The sequence below is a fragment of the Nanohaloarchaea archaeon SW_7_43_1 genome, from assembly GCA_003009795.1.
In the GTDB taxonomy this organism is placed as follows: Archaea; Nanohalarchaeota; Nanosalinia; order Nanosalinales; family Nanosalinaceae; genus SW-4-43-9.
In genome coordinates, this window is the sequence record PXPE01000001.1 from 910,651 (window position 1) to 930,513 (window position 19,863).

At 44.4% G+C, this 19,863-nt stretch carries 19 protein-coding genes, 1 tRNA gene and 1 rRNA gene; 14 read left to right on the plus strand and 7 right to left on the minus strand.

The window, feature by feature from the left end; genetic code table 11:
- The first annotated feature begins 19 nt into the window (after positions 1 to 19).
- Positions 20 to 538, plus strand: a complete 519-nt coding sequence (locus tag BRC29_05300; GenBank protein PSG99504.1) for an ATP:cob(I)alamin adenosyltransferase — start codon at positions 20 to 22, stop codon at positions 536 to 538.
- A 199-nt stretch (positions 539 to 737) separates the two neighbouring features.
- Positions 738 to 1,538 (plus strand): hypothetical protein, encoded by an 801-nt coding sequence (locus tag BRC29_05305; GenBank protein PSG99505.1) that lies wholly within the window; start codon positions 738 to 740, stop codon positions 1,536 to 1,538.
- A gap of 237 nt (positions 1,539 to 1,775) precedes the next feature.
- On the opposite strand, the gene BRC29_05310 is transcribed toward BRC29_05305, so the two are convergent.
- A complete protein-coding gene (locus tag BRC29_05310) occupies positions 1,776 to 2,546 on the minus strand; it encodes a hypothetical protein (protein ID PSG99506.1) in 771 nt (256 codons plus the stop codon).
- A 90-nt stretch (positions 2,547 to 2,636) separates the two neighbouring features.
- On the opposite strand from BRC29_05310, the gene BRC29_05315 reads away from it, so the two are divergent.
- The 4 genes from BRC29_05315 (at position 2,637) to BRC29_05330 (ending at position 4,610) form a co-directional block, all read left to right on the plus strand.
- A complete protein-coding gene (locus tag BRC29_05315) occupies positions 2,637 to 3,158 on the plus strand; it encodes a hypothetical protein (GenBank protein ID PSG99507.1) in 522 nt (173 codons plus the stop codon).
- Between the two features lie 201 nt (positions 3,159 to 3,359).
- Entirely contained in the window at positions 3,360 to 3,629 is a 270-nt protein-coding gene (locus tag BRC29_05320; GenBank protein ID PSG99508.1) for a hypothetical protein, read from the plus strand.
- A 160-nt stretch (positions 3,630 to 3,789) separates the two neighbouring features.
- Positions 3,790 to 3,863 (plus strand) — tRNA-His (locus BRC29_05325).
- Positions 3,864 to 4,112: 249 nt separating this feature from the next.
- Complete coding sequence (locus tag BRC29_05330) at positions 4,113 to 4,610, plus strand: hypothetical protein (protein PSG99509.1); 498 nt, start codon at positions 4,113 to 4,115, stop codon at positions 4,608 to 4,610.
- 319 nt (positions 4,611 to 4,929) lie between these two features.
- On the opposite strand, the gene BRC29_05335 is transcribed toward BRC29_05330, so the two are convergent.
- A complete protein-coding gene (locus BRC29_05335) occupies positions 4,930 to 5,250 on the minus strand; it encodes a MarR family transcriptional regulator (GenBank protein ID PSG99510.1) in 321 nt (106 codons plus the stop codon).
- Positions 5,251 to 5,427: 177 nt separating this feature from the next.
- Positions 5,428 to 5,799 carry a hypothetical protein gene (locus tag BRC29_05340; GenBank protein ID PSG99511.1) on the minus strand — a complete coding sequence of 124 codons (372 nt, stop codon included), beginning with the start codon at positions 5,797 to 5,799 and terminating at the stop codon, positions 5,428 to 5,430.
- A gap of 54 nt (positions 5,800 to 5,853) precedes the next feature.
- Between BRC29_05340 and BRC29_05345 the strand changes: the two genes are divergently transcribed.
- The gene (locus tag BRC29_05345; GenBank protein ID PSG99512.1) at positions 5,854 to 6,291 is read left to right on the plus strand and encodes a hypothetical protein; all 438 of its coding nucleotides are present in this window, start codon (positions 5,854 to 5,856) and stop codon (positions 6,289 to 6,291) included.
- A 46-nt stretch (positions 6,292 to 6,337) separates the two neighbouring features.
- Here the strand turns inward: BRC29_05345 and BRC29_05350 are convergent, their stop codons facing one another.
- The gene (locus BRC29_05350) at positions 6,338 to 6,937 is read right to left on the minus strand and encodes a hypothetical protein (GenBank protein ID PSG99513.1); all 600 of its coding nucleotides are present in this window, start codon (positions 6,935 to 6,937) and stop codon (positions 6,338 to 6,340) included.
- A gap of 77 nt (positions 6,938 to 7,014) precedes the next feature.
- On the opposite strand from BRC29_05350, the gene BRC29_05355 reads away from it, so the two are divergent.
- The gene (locus BRC29_05355) at positions 7,015 to 8,271 is read left to right on the plus strand and encodes a hypothetical protein (GenBank protein ID PSG99514.1); all 1,257 of its coding nucleotides are present in this window, start codon (positions 7,015 to 7,017) and stop codon (positions 8,269 to 8,271) included.
- Positions 8,272 to 8,282: 11 nt separating this feature from the next.
- Here BRC29_05355 and BRC29_05360 read toward each other — a convergent pair whose 3' ends face one another.
- Positions 8,283 to 9,254 (minus strand): hypothetical protein, encoded by a 972-nt coding sequence (locus tag BRC29_05360; protein ID PSG99515.1) that lies wholly within the window; start codon positions 9,252 to 9,254, stop codon positions 8,283 to 8,285.
- 94 nt (positions 9,255 to 9,348) lie between these two features.
- Here BRC29_05360 and BRC29_05365 point away from each other — a divergent pair, with 94 nt between their 5' ends.
- The 3 genes from BRC29_05365 (at position 9,349) to BRC29_05375 (ending at position 13,266) form a co-directional block, all read left to right on the plus strand.
- The gene (locus tag BRC29_05365) at positions 9,349 to 10,104 is read left to right on the plus strand and encodes a hypothetical protein (protein ID PSG99516.1); all 756 of its coding nucleotides are present in this window, start codon (positions 9,349 to 9,351) and stop codon (positions 10,102 to 10,104) included.
- 149 nt (positions 10,105 to 10,253) lie between these two features.
- The gene (locus tag BRC29_05370; protein ID PSG99517.1) at positions 10,254 to 11,474 is read left to right on the plus strand and encodes a glutamate dehydrogenase; all 1,221 of its coding nucleotides are present in this window, start codon (positions 10,254 to 10,256) and stop codon (positions 11,472 to 11,474) included.
- A gap of 357 nt (positions 11,475 to 11,831) precedes the next feature.
- A 16S ribosomal RNA gene (locus BRC29_05375) occupies positions 11,832 to 13,266 on the plus strand.
- An 801-nt stretch (positions 13,267 to 14,067) separates the two neighbouring features.
- On the opposite strand, the gene BRC29_05380 is transcribed toward BRC29_05375, so the two are convergent.
- Complete coding sequence (locus BRC29_05380) at positions 14,068 to 16,701, minus strand: cation transporter (protein ID PSG99518.1); 2,634 nt, start codon at positions 16,699 to 16,701, stop codon at positions 14,068 to 14,070.
- A 9-nt stretch (positions 16,702 to 16,710) separates the two neighbouring features.
- The gene (locus BRC29_05385; GenBank protein ID PSG99519.1) at positions 16,711 to 17,913 is read right to left on the minus strand and encodes a hypothetical protein; all 1,203 of its coding nucleotides are present in this window, start codon (positions 17,911 to 17,913) and stop codon (positions 16,711 to 16,713) included.
- Positions 17,914 to 18,059: 146 nt separating this feature from the next.
- Here BRC29_05385 and BRC29_05390 point away from each other — a divergent pair, with 146 nt between their 5' ends.
- From BRC29_05390 to BRC29_05400, 3 genes are all read left to right on the plus strand, one after another.
- On the plus strand, positions 18,060 to 18,641 hold the full coding sequence (locus tag BRC29_05390; GenBank protein ID PSG99520.1) for a hypothetical protein: 582 nt from the start codon (positions 18,060 to 18,062) through the stop codon (positions 18,639 to 18,641).
- Positions 18,642 to 18,758: 117 nt separating this feature from the next.
- Positions 18,759 to 19,067 carry a hypothetical protein gene (locus BRC29_05395; protein PSG99521.1) on the plus strand — a complete coding sequence of 103 codons (309 nt, stop codon included), beginning with the start codon at positions 18,759 to 18,761 and terminating at the stop codon, positions 19,065 to 19,067.
- Positions 19,068 to 19,091: 24 nt separating this feature from the next.
- Positions 19,092 to 19,709 (plus strand): hypothetical protein, encoded by a 618-nt coding sequence (locus BRC29_05400; protein ID PSG99522.1) that lies wholly within the window; start codon positions 19,092 to 19,094, stop codon positions 19,707 to 19,709.
- Positions 19,710 to 19,863: the final 154 nt, after the last annotated feature.

The following is a 19,863-nucleotide window of genomic DNA, read 5'->3' on the forward strand; positions in this document are numbered from 1 at the left end:
CACATAACAGAAAATATTCATGGTTTATACTGGTAGAGGTGATCGGGGAAGAACAGATCTTTCCTCTGGAGAAAGAGTTTCCAAGTCCTCTGAAAGGATACAGGCCTTCGGAACCATCGACGAACTAAACTCTTTGACCGGTCTCTGCCAAAACTTTACTGTAGATAAGGAAGAAAACTTGAAGGGAATCCAGAACGAACTTCATATTCTTCAAGCAGAACTTGCGAACAGAGATCCAGATAAGAAAATAAGTCAGGAAGATGTTGATCGGCTTGAGATAAGATGCGATGACTATCAGGAAGAGTGTCCGGCACTAAGAGACTTTGTGCTTGCAGGCGGCACACGATCAGCCTCCAATCTTCACTTGGCACGTTCAGTTACAAGAAGAGCTGAAAGAAAAGTTGTGGCCCTAGACGAGAAAGAGGAAATCCGGGAAGAAGTACTGGCCTACATCAACCGTTTAAGCGATCTTTTCTTTATGATGGCACGACACGAGAACTATCTAGAGGAAGTTGAGGAAAAGAATCCGGAATACTAGGAGTAACCTGTAACCAGAGTGTTCATCCATGCGGTTGTAGATACCGGAGCTGAGGCTCCTGCAGTGAGCTCAGTTCAAACTCTCCATAATAATTTCCGGTACTTAATTATTTGCCAGAGAATTCGAAAAGAGTTCCTGAAACAAAGCTAGCGAAGGATTTAGCTAATAAATATTTAGGAGAAGATTAGTAGTGTCGAAAATGAATAACTCATCTTGGGAAGAAGATTACAGTATACCGAAAGATATAAGCAACGTCTATAATATTGAAGTAGAGCATCCATCCCACATTCCGCTGATTGTTGAGGCCGTGAGCAGAATTGCAGATGAAGAACCTGTTACTGCAGGCCTGGACCATCAAGAAGAGAAATATGCAAACGAGTTTCCCAGAGAAAAATATGAGGGCAAGCATGTAATGCGTGGAGTGAACGAGCAACTATCCAGTAACTTGGAACCGGGAATGAATATTTTTAAACGGCCTGATAGCGGCCAAACTGTCTACACAGACGATTCAAAGTTCTGCGAAATACTGGGATTACCCATTGAAGATCAAAACCAGAGAAAGGCCTCCGAATTAACAGACTTGCACCTTGATAATCTACAGGATGATATAGAAATGTTAGAAGAAACATCCTACATCAGACCGGAAGGAAAAGATCTTTACTCCGGGAAAAACCAGATAATAGATACGACAACAAAACTTGGTGGAGAATCAGTTACGACCAGAGGCTATTGGGCTGAGGAAATCCCTGAGGTATACCATCTGATGTTTCGAGACGGAGCAACATGGGGAGAAATAATGAGGCACCGGGAAAACATGAAAGAATCGAAGAGAGTGCTTGGAGAGAACAACTTCTACGAGAAACGGATGGATAGTTATGATGCAGAAAAAATTAATTCCTCAGAGTTCCTAGAGGAAAACCTAGATCTGACAGATGTAGAGCTTCCTTGCAGCCTACTGGAAGAAAACAAGGGAATACGGAGAGAAATCTCTTTTGCTTAACAGCAACCCAGTTAAAAAAATAGATGAGGAAGTATTAGACAAGAGCCAAAACCTGTTGCGTATTAATCCAGTTTAACCATTTGCGGGGGTAGCCAAGTGGTCAAAGGCGCAGCGTTGAGGTATGGTCTTTCTTGAGCGGGAGCAAAAGATGACCATTCGAGAAAATCTATGATTTTCGACTGCAAATGCGCTGTCCTGTAGAGGTTCCGGGGTTCAAATCCTCGCTCCCGCATCTAGTTATTCTCTAGACAGTATAATCCTGTCCCACCATCTATCAGGGAAAAAACGCTTGAATTTCCGGGCGAAAAATGCTTCCTTTGTCACAGTATAACGGGTTTTAGGTTTCTCTGCTTCAATTGCTTTCACCACTTTAGAAGCCGCTTTCTCTGTTTCCACGCCGTCAATCGGTGAATCAAGCTTTCTGCTGTATTGGTTGGAGAAACGGGAACTTGGAACAAAGTTTCTGAGATGTTCTCTGCCCTGTTCGTTGAAACCTGTTCTGATAGGGCCTGGCTCAACTATCACAACATCAACTTCAGAATCTTTTAGCTCCATCCTAAGAGAGTCTGAGAGACCTTCTACCGCGTGTTTGCTTCCACAGTAAGCCGAGAGGAATGGCGCCCCTGTCTTTCCGGCTATGGAAGAAATATTGATGACTCTACCGTTCGATCTGCGGATAGATGGCATCGCATTCTTGATCGTGTTCACCATTCCGAGATAGTTGGTCTCTATATGTTCTCTGAAAATCTCTATATCCATATCCTCGACAGCTCCCTGTTTCTGGTAACCAGCAGAATTAACAAGAACCTCAACCTCAAAATGCCTCATAGCCTGCTTAATGTCCTCAGGATCTCTGACATCACCATGAAACGTCTCTATCTCACGGTCAAGCTGTCCCAATGCCTCTTCATCGTTATCAAATACCTTTACGTTATGTCCTTTCTCAACAAGCTTAAGCGCTGTTCTCCTGCCTATACCGTTTGATCCACCGGTTATAAATATATTCATAGGTCGAAATTCGGATCGAAGCCATAAAAAAGAGGATTTTTCTCTGAGATAAGACAGCACTGGTTTAACTGTCCAAACAAGAGTCTATATATGGAAACAAAACTATACATTATGACTATCACATTTGCATTACTTGCTGTACCTGCAGCAGCACAGGAAGAAGCTCCAGATGAGTCAGAACCCGGTCCCGGATTAATCAGTTCAGGTTCAATGATTTACGGCCTGGAAACAGCTTATGACAACGCTGCGATGAACGCCGGACTCAAAAAAGCCGGGAATGTAGCACAGGAAAGAGCAGCAGAAGCCAGACAAGCCTCCGAAAATAACGATACAAAAGGAGTAGAAAAGGCTACAAAAGAGCTGGAAAAGACTGCGGGTAAAGCCGAGGGCTCAGATGAAGAAGGTATTGAAAGAGCAATGCGGATGATGCGGGAAACAGTTCGGAACGCTCCTAATGCACAGGCAAGACAAGGAATGCGGACAGCACTCCGGAATATGAGAGAAGCCCAGCAGAGAAGACAGGAACGTCGACAGCAGGGAAGAAATCCTGACCGAAATAATGACCCGGAAGACTCTGGGGGCGGACGGAATCTAGAATCTGATGGACAGTAGCGCTACACTCCGTTCTTTTTAACTTTTCTATTCGAATTTATGGTTGGATGATGAGGTAATGACATCGTCTGATCTCGATAAGAGAAATGATGACGTGAACACCCACTGACGTTCTAATTTTTATTAAAAACCTCTCCTAAGTTCAGTGATATGGAATTAGATCTTGAATCGATAGGTGTTTCCCTAGCCAATTACTCGTTGATGGTATTTATAACAGCATTTGTATTTAGTGCTATCTCCATATTTGGAGGGCTGCAGATAAGTACCATCGGCGGTTTACCGTTAATCGGCTGGTTAGGATATCTCATAGGTCCAATAATCCTCTTTGCTTACAGAAGATATAGGTCGGCAGATAAACCTGTTTATGATCAGCAAGTAGAACTTATAGGTTTATTTGGATCATTAATCCTTTCACCTGCAGTTGGAGTCATAATAGGCCTCATCCTGTATCTGATCGGCAGATTCGGATAAACAGACCGATTACCTCAACTTTTTTTCTCTATTTTTCCCAAAAACTAGTGACATAATTAAAACTTCAGCCCATTAGTTTTTCCTGTAAACCACAGCTCGGTGTGAAGCACCTGACTGCGAAGTTTGTTGCTCCAGATCGAACTGTCTAACTGAGTTTGCGGTGGAGGTAGGTTAGCTGGTCTATACTCCGACCTTGTGGCGGTCGGGACGCGGGTTCGAATCCCGCCCTCCGCCCTTCCGTTTCTATGAATCACTCCGGTCACAATGAAGTATGTCACTTATCAATAGGCGATGTCCACAAGATCCAATTAAAACTAAACAAATATTTTTGAAGACCTCAAACCCTAGAAAAACCTCTCTAAAAACGACTAGGGACCAATATACGATTTCTACAGCTACATAGTTTGATTCCGATTAACTAAACTGTTCTGGACAATCTGTTACTAATACGAATACAAGCTTTCTACTTGATAAAGATAAGTTGTGAGGAAGCATACTGTTTACGTGGATCAGAGCGGGAAAATAGAGAATCAAAGTAGTCATATAGGTATGGCTTTCTCTGATGAATCAGGTAAGGAATTTACTAATGCAATTTTTATCGATAAGAAGCATAAGAAAAGAATTAAAGAAGCCGCTAAGAAGGAATTAGGGAACATAAGAGAATATAGAGTCAAATTATTTGCTTTCGGTCTATTTATGCTCATTCAAAACGATCTACACAGGTTAAAGGAGGTAAGAGTCGATCGCGAATATGAAGGTAAACTGCCGCAGATTAAACATCATCTATTCAACTTCCTAAACAATAATACTAGTGTTCCAACGAATAATTTTCCTGTTCTGATTCCTTGTCATGTCCATAATGAGATTAAGAAACCTGAGTGCCATGATTTGGCTTACAGAGCCAGGGAGAAAGAATTAGACAGTCTGCTTGAAAGTGACTATGACTTCCTAAAAGCAATGGTTTTGAGGTCAAACAAATAGGAAAAATAGTGAGGAAGGCTCCCAACAATCTATTATTAACGGGTGGGAGCCTGAAGCAATTTTCCGTCCACCTGATTGGTTACAGATGAACTGCGAGGTGCTTCCTCATGCTTACCAATAGTAGTGCTTACTCTTAAATACTATGTTCTCTTATCTTTATCGTTCAAGCATAACACTATGATCTTTAAGCCATCTTTATGATGTCTTCTTCAGTTTTAGAGCTTCTGAGTGTTTCACTTCGAACCGGCTTCGCGGCCCGAATCTATGTCCGGTCTGTAGACTATTCCAAGAACTCGTAACGCGTCCCCCTGTTCGACTTTCACTCGCTCTCACCAAAGTAATTATCACCAATTGAAGCGGAACTTGCCTGAGTCATCGCAGTGAAGGATGCCAGTCGATCATCTTCTATGACTGCCCAGTACTTTCCTTTATGCCGTACAAGGTTCCGATCTTCCAGTCGGGAGAGAACTGTGCCCGTACTTCCTTTCTTGATCCCTGTTTCTTCACTGATTTCTTTCGGAGTGAATGCTTTGTCAGGATTCTCGGCTAGATACTCAAGCACTTTATACGCTTGTGTTTCCTTATCAAGGCCCAGTATTTCTTCTGGCTGTGATTCAAATTCATCTATTGCAATAGGCATTGTAACAAGATGTAATTAGATGTAAGTCTTCTTAAGTTTTTGCAAACTTTACTGGTTTATCAACTCCATAGACTAGGTTTTGAAACAGAGACACAAAAGTTGTGAATAATATAATCAAATTAAAATCTGAGACAGAACTCGGAAGAGCACAAACAAGCCTAGTACACCCTCACTTTTCTAATCATATTTAAGGACGGCAACACTGGCTGCATAAAGCGTTAGTCCGGTGTCCCTGATAGCCAGATCGTATAGACCGAGATTGATCATTTGAACTGATATTCCGAAGAGATAGATTGCTGTTAATGAAGCGGTGTAGAAAGTTTTTTTACCGGTCAAAAGCGCAAAGCCTAGAACCGCTTCAAACCCTCCTCCCATCAGTGTCAGCTGCCGAGCTGTTAGGGGAAGTATTTGAACTAAAAACCGAGGCTCGTAACCAAGCCAGAGACCTAGGGCTACAAACTTTGAAAGACCGGCTACAAGCATGAACGCTGAGAGGCCGTAAACAGGTAACTTCTCCTTCTTAGATTCAAATGCTTTTCTGAGTTCCATACTATATGATACGGGAGCAAAGGGTTAAAACCTCCGGAAACAATCAATTTGTATATGAGAGCAGAGATAATTTTTATGGCCGTAATTGTTGCCGCTTCCGGCTGTCTACACGCAGCTGAACCCGCATCTGAACAAAATACCGATACCACCCAACCTTCTGAAATAGAATATTCAGATACCAGAACTATCTACTTCACAGGTTCAGGCTTTGAACCAGCAGATCTGACGATCAGACAGGGAGAAACCGTTACATGGATCAGCAATGCTTCTGCCTCAATGTGGGTCGGATCAAACGAACATCCTACTCACACAAACTATGATGACTCGACTCGGAGAGAACACTGTGAAAACGGCGATCCGATGGTTCAGGCATTCGACCAATGTTCAACAGGCGATCGCTACAGCTTTACGTTCGAGAAGACTGGTGAATGGGGTTACCACAACCATCAGCCATACGTTGGTGGAGGAACCATCACCGTAGTAGAAAAATAATCTGACCGGAAAAGTGACTAAGAAGCGGATAAATATACAGCCAAATTCAATACATAACCTGATCTAACCAGCTATAACGCTCTATAGTAAAATTAATACTGTATCGAAGTTGTTCTGAGCTGTTGTTTGTCCTATAGTCTATTGTATCACTAATGGCATAATCTCCAGGCTTGGGAAGACTTTCTCTATCAAGCTTAGCGTGATTCTGAAGTAACTTATAATCGACAGTTCTCGCCTCTCCTTCCTCCCATTCTTTCAATAGACCTATCGGGTTACCTACAACACTTCCTCCCTGAACCCCTACATACCCTGTGTTAGTATAGTTCTCATGCCAAAGACTGAATGCATAAGAACCAAAGGAATCATCCACGTATACTGCCCCAAATGGTGGAAATCCTGGAAATTCAAACACTTTGTCCATCCCCTTGTTTTGAAGAGACATTCTTATGACACCTGGCGATTCTTTTTCGACAACATTATTCCGAAGTGAAGCATTAAAGCGGACATCACCAGCCTTACTTGAATCAGAATAATTAGAGCTGAAATCGGTAATCAGGAGTCTTTCGGAACCAGCTAAGTTTGTGGCCACAAGCACCAACACTAAACTCGCCAGAAAAATGACCGAGGACCTCTTAATTCCGACCATGCAATAAATGCGGACTTTCTTGTTTAAAAGGCCCCCAAGTCGGAGTTTTATATAATTTGCCACTCTGGGAATACAACATGAACATATCTGGAAACATCAAGGATTGGGGCTTGGAAGAAAACGGTCTGTACCTAGCTCTTCAGAGCTCATTCGATAGGGCGGGCGGACATATAGCTGTTAATGTCGGGGATAGAAGGTTTCCTAGCTTCCCAGAATTCGCTGTCAAGAACCGTGAGGAATACGATTTTTCCACTAAAGCCACTCTTACAGAGAAAAACGCTCCATCTATCAAACATATCGTAGACCCGATGTGGACCGGCTTAGAACTTGAAACAGATATCAATCATCCAGAGAACGAGGCTTCAGTCGAAAACGGCGAATGGAGCACCAGCCTAAGAACTATTCTAGAGGAAGATATGACAGAGAAAAGACAGTATTCAAACCTTTCAATGTATTCAAACGAGTTTGACAATGTAGATGAAAAGATAAGAGAAAACATGGCTCAGGTTGATGAGGAGCTAGAGGAGTTAAACATAGAATATCATAAGACAAGACTGGGAGATATCTTCGATCAGTGGGAAGAAATCACAGACGGGAATGAAAACACCGAAGAATTCAACTCAAAGATAGGAAATTGGACGGACAAAAGGTTTTCCTGGCATGAAGCACCCGACAGTATAGCGGGGCTTCTCAACGAAAAAACCGGAGAAAGCTACCTGGAAGAAAATATGGTTGGTTCGGACGAGCTAGCCAGTGAAGCCATTAGACAGTTGAGAGCAGTAAACGATCCCGAAACCCTACTGAATTACGAAAACCTTTCACAGGGCGGCGGAGAACTCGTACCTCTAGCCCTAAGTAAGATAGATCAGCATCCGAAAAATCTCTACAACGAACTGGAAGAAAGAGTGCAAACCGGAGAAATAAAGCCCGAAGGAGCAGAGATCACCTCCACATGGAAAGACAACGGGGACAACTTGATGGGTTACGATGCAGAAGAAGAAAAACCTGTCAAACTAATAGACTCGGACAACATCAAGAAAGCCAGAGAGTTAAACGATAAAGGCAAATCAATTAACTCGTATCTAGAAGGCCTGAAACAACATTACGGAGAAGGCGAGTATATCCAGAGAATGATCAGTTCCGGACTGAGTATGGAAGGCGAAAACAGGGAATGGTTCCTAAACGAATACCTGGAAGAGTTCATTGAAGAAGAAGTAAACGATCACAGCTCCCTTAGAGAGGCCAACACAGCCGTCATTGGGAAACTTTACGAAGAAGCTGTTGACTCAACATATATGGAAGAAAGGAACACAATCTCCTTTCCATACGAATAAAGGATAGTAGTTTATGAGGTTCTTGTCAATTCCATATTTTTTCCTGATTCACCTTCGATGTAATCATTTACCTGATCAAAACTTGGAATAGAGCGCTGGGCGCCTTCTCTGGTCACCGAAAGAGATGCCGCGTAAGTTGCCCGCTTAACAGCTTTCCCAAGACCACATCCCTCGGAAAGAGAGGCTGTCAAATAACCATTGAATACATCACCGGCCCCTGTGGTATCGACAGGTTCAACATCGGGCGATTCAACGAAGTACTCGCCATCAACATCAACTCCGTCCGCAGAGGTCTTCAAGACAGTTGAATCAGACCCTTCAGTCTCGTCAGCGATCTGGACATACTCATTCTCATTTGGAGTGACGTAACTAACACATTCGTAGTCCAAAAAGTCTCCAGAGCCTTCAACGGGTGCAGGGTCGAAAACAACTTCTGTATCCGTCCCTTCCAGTCCCTCAAAAAGCGAATGAAGGAAATTCTGATTCTCACCGTTTGAAACCATCAGGTAATCGGTCTGATCAAAGCTTCCATCTTCGAGAAGTCTTTCTGCATAATCAGCGTCCGCCAGCTCCTGCTCCTTATGACATGTGATTCTTTTCTCGCCATCGTCCGAGACAAAGATATAGACATCAGATTCAGCATTTGGTACGACATCGATATCGTAGTCCAAGTTTTCATGTTCGAGCTCTGGTTCTCTGGAGCTTTTCCCGTGGAAAAATGTGTTTGAACCGGCGTGAGCGGCTGCAAGTGCTTGGTTCGGGCTTCTACCGCCCGGCAGAACATCTTCTATGTATTCTTCGACCTCTGGCGGGCTTTCTGTCATGATTGATTCTCCCGGCTTCGGGAACCAGTCCTGTTCAGTCCATTCCTCAAGCTCGGGTTCCGGTACCTCCGATAAGTGTATGTGGTTGTCGTAGAGTACTTCTCCTACTGAAGCGATTTTGTAGTTCGAAATACCGTGATCAGAGATTCCATCTGACATTGCATTATATGATTGGGCGGTTTCCTAACTCAAGCTGTGTAGTGTAGCCGCTGCACCACAGAGGCACTAATCCGGCAACAGTTATGAATAAATTATGTCCGACCAAAACGTTATGGATCCAGAAGAAATCCTGGAAGAACTCGAATTGACGGATTCTGAAAGAAAAATATACATGGAGCTCCTGAAATCGGGCGAAGGAACTGCCACAGCGCTTGCAAAACGCTCAGGGGTTCAGCGACGGCTAACGTATGACGTCACAGCAGCGCTCGCAGAAAAAGGATTAATTAGCTACGTTGATAGAGAAAACAAGCGTATCTACAAGCCTTGTAATCCAGAAAACCTTGAGCAAATGCTTGAGGACCGGAAGATTGATTTGGAGGAAAAACAACAGAAGCTTGAAGACGCAATGCCGAACCTCCAGAAGTTCTACGACTCAGAAAAAGAGGGGCGTGACGTGAAAGTTCTTGAGGGAAAAGAGGGTGTTAAACAGCTTTTTAACGATGAGATACGGCAGGGAGAGACAATCCATCTGCTTGGATCTGCTATAGAATCTGAGGATATGCTTGAGTACTTTCTACCGAGCTACACGCGGAAACGTCAGGACAGAGATATCAAGATAAAAGGAATTTTCGAACACGAAATGAAGGGCGTAGTCGGCGAGCACGAGCCGATCGAACACCGCTATCTGCCGGAAGGCTACAATTCGAAGGTATCAATATGTATATACGGCGATAAAGTCGGTATAATCTTCTGGATCGACAACCCGCTCGTCATAATGATAGAGGACTCTCAAGCCGCGGAATCATTCCTCAACTACTGGAAGCTGGTCTGGGAGAAATCGAATCCTTAGATCTGATTCCAAGAATTAGAAGTCTGTAAGGCTGGTGGATAAAGACTGGGCAATATTCTCTCGCCGGAAGATAATGAATACAAATTGGACAGACAAGAGATCGTTCTGAAACCATACCGGTTTATACATTGATGTGTTAATTATTTTGTATGACGGATTTTGAGGATGCACAGGAAAACTTGAAGGAAGCATTAAATGCAATTAACAAGGAAGATTACTACGACCGGTTGAAGAACCCGAAAAGGTTTGTAGAGGTTAATTTCCCAGTTTCAATGGATAACGGGGAAAAAAAGGTTTTTACAGGTTACAGATCCCAGCACTCAATGGCCCGAGGACCTGGAAAAGGAGGTATCAGATACTCTAAAAATGTCAACCAGGATGAAGTCAAGGCACTGAGCCTCTGGATGAGCCTGAAATGTGCCATAGCTGATATACCTTTCGGCGGAGCGAAGGGAGGAGTTAAGGTTGATCCGAACAATCTTTCTGAAGCAGAAGAAGAACGGCTTTCCAGAAGATACATTGATGCTATTGCGGAAGTCATAGGGGAAAACAAGGATGTGCCCGCACCTGATATGAATACTTCCGGGAAACATATGGCCTGGATGATGGACGAATACAGCGTGGACAACAGAGAAAACATTCCCGCAGTTGTAACAGGTAAACCGGTAAAGGCATTCGGCTCTGAGGGAAGAACTGAATCAACAGGTTACGGAGCAACATACATAATCGAGAAGATTATAGAAGAACAAGATCTTGAACTAGAAGAACTAACCGTAGCTGTACAAGGCTTCGGGAGCGCAGCAGATCCTGCAGTAGAGAAACTGGATGAACTAGGAGTTAAAATAGTAGCTGTATCCGATTCCTCAGGCGCAACATACAATGAGAACGGCTTCTCCTACAGAGAGCTTAAAGAATGCAGAAGTGATGACGGAACCGTCTGTAAAATCGGTGAAAGAGTCTCTAACGACGAACTTCTAACACTTGATGTCAATTTCCTGATCCCGGCCGCAATAGAAGACGTGATAACCGAGGAAAATGCGGACGATATTGAAGCAGATTACATAGTGGAAATTGCCAACGGTCCGACGACCCTGGAAGCAGATGAGATACTGAAGGAGAAAGAAGTCAAGATGATACCGGATATACTTGCCAACTCGGGCGGAGTCACAGTATCATACTATGAATGGGTTCAGAACCGTTCAGGTGATTACTGGGAGAAAGATAAAGTGCTTAAGAAGCTGAAGGAGAATATTCGGGGAGCCTACACAAAGTTCCGTGAGAGGAGAGAGAAAGAGGATAAATACGGGAGGCAGGCAGCCTATGAGATAGCCGCTGAGAAAATAGTCGGTACCATGGAACAGAAAGACTAGAGAGATAACCGGATCTCCGGGTCCGATTGGTCGTACCTATTTAAAGTTTTGAAATAGTTATTGGTATGCGGGCTGAGCGTTTGTGATGATGCCCGGAGATTATCTGATCCTTTATAAGATTTAATTCGGATCATTTTGTTACCCGTTTAATAGCCGGGTGTAGAGCTCGGAAGAGCCGAGATGAGCGTAGTGTTTTTTTACGTGATGTAGGAGAGACGGACCCGAGTACAGTTTTTTGCTGTACTCATTTATTGCATGTAGCAATACACATATGCGGTAGACAGTAGGGACACTGTCGTTTGAGGAACTCTTTTTTGAGTTCCGATGTACCCGTCCAACCCGACTGAAAGACTGTCGGCAATTCCGGTTGATCCTGCCGGAGGCTACTGCTATCGGAGTCCGATTTAGCCATGCTAGTCCACCGATTCGTTCGGGGCGGATAGCTGAGTAACACGTGGCTAACCTGCCCTGTGGATGGAGATAACCTCGCTAACGTGAGGCTAATACCCAATAGCAGAGAACTACTGGAATGTGTTCTCTGTGAAATGTTCTGACGCCACAGGATGGGGCCGCGGCTGATTAGGTTGTTGGTGAGGTAACGGCTCACCAAGCCAGTAATCAGTAGCAGCCGTGAGAGCGGGAGCTGTCAGTCGTGTTCTGAGACAAGAACACGGACCCTACGGGGTGCAGCAGGCACGAAACCTTTACAATGCACTAACGTGCGATAAGGGGACTCCGAGTGTAATCTTCCCACAAGGAAGGTTACTTTTCTGCACTGTAAGGAGGTGCCGGAACAAGGGGTGGGCAAGACTGCTGCCAGCCGCCGCGGTAATAGCAGCATCCCGAGTGGTAGTCATTATTATTGGGCTTAAAGTGTCCGTAGCCTGCCGTGTAAGTCTGCTGTGAAATCCAAGCGCTCAACGTTTGGACGTGCAGCGGATACTGCATGGCTAGGGACAGGATGGCGTCGAGGCTATTCCAAGAGTAGGAGTGAAATCCAAAAATTCTTGGAGGAGCACCTGTGGAGAAATCGCTCGACGAGTACTGATCCGACGGTGAGGGACGAAAGCTAGAGGAGCAAAGGGGATTAGATACCCTCGTAGTCCTAGCTGTAAACAATGTGCGTTTGATGTCGGCTAACCTCCGTGGTTAGCCGGTGCCGAAGAAAAATCGTTAAACGCACCGCCTGGGTAGTACGGTCGCAAGGCTGAAACTTAAAGGAATTGACGGGGGAACACCACAACCGGTGGGGGCTGCGGTTTAATTAGATCCAACGCAGAGTACCCTACCAGAGCCGACAGCAGAATGACGGTCAGCTTGAAGAGCTTACCCGACGCGCTGAGAGGAGCTGCATGGCCGCCGTCAGCTCGTGCCGTGAGGTGTCCGGTTAAGTCCGGTAACGAGCGAGACCCGCATCTCATGTTGCCATGGATCCCTTCGGGGATTCAGCACTCGTGAGAGACCGCTGGTGATAAACCAGAGGAAGGAGCGGGCCACGGTAGGTCAGTATGGCCCGAATGCTCTGGGATACACGCGGCCCACAATGGCTGGAACAAAGGGATGCCACCCCGAAAGGGGAAGCTAACCCCCCAAATCCAGTCTCAATACGGATTGAGGACTGCAACTCGTCCTCATAAAGTCGAAATCGGTAGTAGTCGCTGGTCATCATCTAGCGGCGAATAAGTCCCTGTTCCTTGTACACACCGCCTGTCAAGTCACCCGAGTCAGGTTCAGACGAGCTCTTGGTTTTCCAAGGTCAAGTCTGAGCTTGGCAAGGGGGGCTAAGTCATAATCCTTGAATTGTGACTCTGAACCGAGAGGCTCAGAACAAAACCGGCTATATGCGGGGAACACCGCAAGCATATCGGAATACCGGAATACTTTCCATCGGCTTTTAAGCCCGGAAGGTACAAGGTAAAAATGTCCGATCGATGCGGTCGATCCGCAGGGAAGCTCACTTCGGATCTGGAAACAGAGGAGAATAGCCCCTCAGAGACTGCACGCCGGCCCCGATTGAAGGGAGATGATACAGTCCGCGCCTTAGTGCGAACTAGGGATTCACGCGAACAAGGTAGCCGTTGGGGAACCATCGGCTGGATCACCTCCAGAAAACACAGTCTCTCTGGGAGCAAATCCAGAGGACACACTCCAAACTCCATTTTAGGAGTTTGATTCTTTCCGTCTCTCCTATCTTTCACTAACCTTTCTACCTTCTAATCACCGCAACCATAACTGATTGATTCTTACTTTACCGCATTAATTTTCAAATCCTGGAAGAAGTTTTTCTATGTTTCATAGATGGATCAGGGCCTCTTCAGCTACTTAAAGTAGCTGTTCCTTTAGAGGAATCTAGCTAGTTTATCACGTCAGTAATTGTACAAAGCTCGGATAGATGAGTAAATGGAGAGAAGATGGCGGGTACCGCTTCATGCAATGCATCCAGATCTTCTCTTGGAAACCTGGCTATAACAGATATCCTATTTCAACGGGTTCCAGTTCATGCCTACTAATCTGCTTCCGGAAAGGTCAAAGCCAGCAGTTTGAGGATAATGGGGAAAGCCCTAAGATCTCTGTACAGCATCACTAATTTTCTTCACTTCTTTCTCTTTCTGTAGACTTTTTCTGCCTCTATGAACAGGACTGTGATTACTGCTCCTGCCACTGCAAGCATCCATCCTTCGAGCCCTGGTGGTTGATGCCCGAATACTTCAGACCTTGCCAGCTGCGGGAAGTATATGGCGACCAGACCGGCCGGGAGCACAACGATTGCAGATAGGATCGTCAGCTTGTTTTTCAAGAGGTCTATCTCTGTTATGTTCCGGGTGAGTGATCTGAAGCTGAATGTTTTCAGAACCACTGTAAGGACGCTTGTGGCGAATACCACAGTTCTGGCTCTTTCCGGTTCAACTATAGGGTTGCTTGCTATAAACGCCAGGTAGCCGAACAGACCAGCTATCAAGGATATTCCGGATACAAGCGCTAGGTTCCTTGAGTTAAGTATCTTTGTGTCTGGAGGCCTCGGCATTCTCTTCATAATTCCTTTCTCCGCCGGATCAAGGCCGAGAGATATTGATGGAAGCTCTTCCTCTACAACGTTAATGAACAGTATCTGCAGAGCTATAAGCGGCAAGTACTTGAAACCGGATTCCCCGAATAGGTAAGGGAATGTTAATACTACCGCTAGAATAGTAATGATTTCTGCAAAGTTTCTGGATACCAAGTAGGTTGTAAACTTCTCAATATTATCATATATACGTCTACCGTCTTCTACTGCGGATACAATGCTTCCAAAGTTATCATCTTCCAGTATTACATCGGAGGCTTCTTTTGTAACATCTGTTCCTTTCTGACCCATTCCAACGCCTACATCCGCGTTTTTCACGGCCGGAGCATCGTTTACTCCATCCCCTGTCATCGCAACGATCTCTCCTTCGTCCTGTAATGCACTTACTATACTGTTTTTATGCTCCGGTTTTGTCCTGGCATATATCTCCACATCAGGGAGTACATCCATCAGTTCTTCTTCATCCATTTCCTCTATCTCGTCTCCTGTCATCACCCTGGCATCAGAATCCACGAGACCTATCTGTTCTGCAATAGCCTTAGCTGTACGCGGGTTATCACCTGTAACCATTTTCACATCCACACCAGCAGTATGAGATGTCTCTATCGCATCCTTTACATTCTCTCTAGCCGGGTCAATCATTCCAGCAAGTCCCAGAAGTGTAAGATCTTCCTCTATGTTTTCAGCGTCAAATGGTTCGGATACATCCTCTCTGTAGGCCAGTGCCAGAACTCTTAATGCATCATTTGCGTATTCTTTGTTCTTTTCAAGTATATCCTGTTTTTTCTGTTCTGTAAGTTCTTTTCTCTCGCCTTCAATCATTATATGGGAGCATTTCTCTAAGACAAATTCTGGAGCGCCTTTCGTGAAAGCATCACACCGGTCTTCCACCTTGTTTACCGTTGTCATCATCTTTCTCTCCGATGTGAAAAGTATCTCATCCTCTCTAGGCATTTCCTCCTCTTTTTCCTCTCTACTGGTTCCCAGCTTCTCTCCAAGCACTACAAGCGAAGCCTCTGTAGGTTCTCCAGATATACCGTAATCACCGTTTTCCTCAACCAGTTCAGAGTTATTACACAACAATCCTGTCTTAACCAGTCTTCTAAGTGTCTCTCTGTTTCCAACATCCACTTGTTCTCCGTTCTGGGTTATATCTCCTTCAGGGACGTATCCTACACCTTCCACATCAAATTCTTCAAAGTCGGCGAAAACCTTCTGTATAGTCATTTCGTTTCTTGTCAAAGTCCCTGTCTTGTCCGTACATATTACAGTAGTGGATCCAAGTCCTTCAACCGCAAGCATCTTCTTCACGATAGCATTTTTCTCCGCCATATCCCTCATCCCATAGGAAAGAGTCAAAGTAAGGGCTAGCGGTAGTCCCTCCGGTACAGATGCTACAGCAAGGGCTATACTCACAAGTACAACATTGAACATATCCGCACCTTCTAAGAATCCCAGTGTCATTATAAGACCGACCGCTACCAATGCTACAGCCGCAAATCTCTTTGCCAGGGTATTCATCTTACGTTTGAGGGGGCTGTCTCTTGTCTCTCCCTGAACCTGGTCCGCGATCTTGCCTAGTTCAGTATCCATCCCTGTGGCGGTGACTTTTGCAGTACATTTTCCAAATACTATGGTTGTGCCTGAGTATATTTCGTCTCCGTCTTCTTTACTGACGGCCTCGCTTTCACCTGTAAGTGTAGCTTCGTCTATAGAAATATCATTTGACTCTAGAATTTCTGCATCAGCAGGAACGGAATCCCCTCTCTCAAGTTTAAGTATATCCCCGGGAACCACGTTCTCACTAGGAATCTCTTTCTTCTTCCCATTTCTCACCACAGTGGTCTTGGACTTTTGCATATCCTTTAATTTCTTCATCGCCTCTTCGGCTTTCCACTCCTGGATGAAACCTGTCACAACCAGGATTCCAACTATTATAATTATGAAGTAGAATGTGAATATCTTTTCAGGCTTGTAAATCGATGCATAGTAAGAAATACCGGCTGCAAACAACAGTATCCAGATAAGAAAGTTTCCCTTTACCTGTCTAACAAGAATATCGAGCTTGGTAGTTTTATTCTCTTCTTTCAGCTCGTTGCTGCCGTGTTCTTCAAGCTTCTTCTCTGCTTCTTCCTGTGAGAGCCCTGTATAATCTGAAGCCACAGATAAATTTTAGGTGAAACGGCTTAAAAAGTTACTTTCTAATCGAGTCTCTCCATCTTCATCCATCCAATCGTACGTCCTGTTTATCAGGAATGAGCTCAGGGCGGTTGTAACTATACTTAACAGTAGGACGGAGGTCATAAGGTTTTGATCTATTATCCCGGTCTGTATTCCCAGGTAAGCTACAGCCAAAGCCGTGGAAAGCTGTGGAAGGCTTGTAGATGCTATAAATGAACTCTCCGGCACTGAAAAGTCATTGACTCTGGATGCAAAGTAACCGCTGAAGAACTTGGATAACGTGGTTCCTAGAATTATTGCTCCAGCCATGAGTGCTGTCGAAGTAAGGTTGGTTAAGGCCTGTATTTCGAAAGAGGATCCTACTTCAATGAAAAATATCGGTATAAAGATACCGTAACCAATTGCATGGATCTTATTTATTATATCTTCATGCTGGATGATGTCTGAGAGGAAGAGGCCTGCAAGGAACCCAGAGACAATTGAATGTAAACCTATCACTTCGTAGAATGCTACTACACCTATAAGTATTACTATAACCATTCTTAGCTCTGTTTCAAATCCTTTGCCTCGAATTTCCCTGTCCTCGTATTCTAGGAATTCCTTAAGTTTCGGTATTACCAGTTTCAGGAATGCTATGGAGGTGAAAATAGATATTACAAATAAGTGTAGGGGGAGATTTGATCCGGACTGTGACTGATGGATTAAAGATCCAAGCACTATAAGACTACTGAGATCCTGTAGAACTACGGATGATATCACTGTTGAACCGATTTTGGTATCCATCATACCGTTGGACTCTAGAGTTGGAAGAACTACAGCTACTGAAGAGGACATGAATGCTGCTCCTATAACTATAGCGGTCTCAACTCCATAACCAAAGTAAAGAGTGATCAATGTACCTACACCGAAAGGTATGAGCCCGTTGGCAGCAGCTATGCTGGTAGAGGTCTTTCCAAGCTGTTTAAGCCGGGAAAAACCGGTTTCAAGCCCTGCCATAAACATCAGGAATACGATTCCTATCTGGCTAAGGAAATCGATGACAGGGTCTCCCGCAACAATTTCCAATCCGGAAGGACCTAATATCACCCCTGCAATGATCAATGCGATGACCCAGGGAATGTGAAGCCCTCTAAGCAGCAATGGGAAAAGCAAAGCTGCCAGCAAAACAACGAAGAATACCAGAATATTGGCCATTGACTTTGAATATGTGGCGCTGAATTAAAACTATAACCCTACCTGGACCGGTTCTATATCTTGACCTTTTTTGTTGGGATCGCTTTACAGATTGATGTTGTTACCAGCACTCAACATATAAAATACTTTTACTGTATAGTCATAACATGATTGGGAATCGGAGATACCTCAGGTTAGGAGAAACACTAATTATAATAACTGTACTTTTCACCGGGTACCTCGGCGGAATGATCAGTACACATCAGTCAACAGGACTAGACGAAGAACCTGTATACAATCCGAGCTACAACCTAACATGCCCGGAACCTGTGACAAACGTCGAAATGAACTCACAGAACCAAGATAGGAGAGAAACAGGTAACTACATTCAAGCAGCCTACACACAAATAGACTACGATACCCAACAAGGAAATATAAGGGTCGATGCATCCGCAGTATCAAAACCTGAAGGTAAATCCATGCGGCCCGCCATATTCTCAGGTAACACCGTCTTAATGAAAGAATATAAAGGAGGCTCAATATCCGAAGGAGACATACTCAGGTACTCAACAGATTCAGGTACCGTAATCCATAGAGTCCAGGCAAACTACCTCAACACCGGAGACTACCTATTGATGAAAGGAGACAACAACGAATACGGTTCACAGATACAGAGATCACAGATAACCCACAGAGTAGTAGGAATTCTATATACATCGAGAGAAGATACAGGAACAACCCTGAACTAATACCGAATCAGTAACACATGTGCAAGAGGCAACAACGATGAGATTTATTTTTAGGGTGACCAATTTCTCCGAAGAGAAGGAAACAGTTTTTCAATAACATTTTGTATATAATTAGGTATGGATTTTACGAGGAGGAAAATAGCGGCTCTACTGTTACTGTTACTGATACCCGGATATGTTCTAGCGGTTTTCTCCTTACCGGCCAACCTGCCTTCCGGATGTAACCTAGAAGGAGGTGAACAACCGGGAATTAATGATCAGGTAGGTGTATGTACCGATGTCAGCGCCACAGTACTGAGACAATATTACTTTGGGACAATACGTCTCCCGGTTCATACGTTAAGCCTGAATATAGACCTCATTAACAAGCTATTCATGCCGTTCTTACTCGTTGGATCGATAGTTCTGTGGCGGGAATATATTTAAACCGGCCACTACAATTTTAGGTTCATGGTAAACCCGATTGAACTTTTAGAGCAGAGCACACAGGGACAGCTTGTGGCTCTACTATCATTAGGACTAGCAGTTTCCTTCGGAGCAGGAGTAGCGCTAGATAATGGAATAACAGAAGAAAGAACCTCCGAGCAGGACTCAAGTCAATGGAACGGAGTATACACTGTTGAAGTAGAAAGAGAAGGAGAAGTGGTGTACAAAGAAAAAGAACACAACTTACTGACCGATCAAGGAGCTAACTGGATCAGAGGTCAGATTTCGGACCCCAACGGATTATCAGCCGACACCGCGGAGGCAAAACACATTTCCGTAGGTAATGGTTCAGCTCCCGGAACAAGTGACACAATTCTACCTGAAGAAATTACAGACTCCAATTTAGGTAGAACCGAAGGAGGTACAACCCTTTACGGAACAGGAGAATTCGAGGTTCAAAACACGTTCACAGCAGAACTTGCTGATGGTGAAGAACTAATCGTCAACACAACAGGTCTGAACTACGCGAACTCTGGAAACACACTGATTTCAGGAGGATCGTTCCCTGACGCCAACCTACTTGACGGAGATCAGCTGACAGTTACACACAACGTCACAATTCAAGACGGCGGCACTAGCTAAAGACTGAACTCCTAGTCCTACATTTTCTCTTCTTTTTATTTTATGATACAGAGCCTTCTATACCCAAAATTAGAGATATACTGGTAACATGTTTTTATTCCAGCAAGACCACATTTTTTGTATACTCGAGGGGGATCAACACCGAGAAAACAGC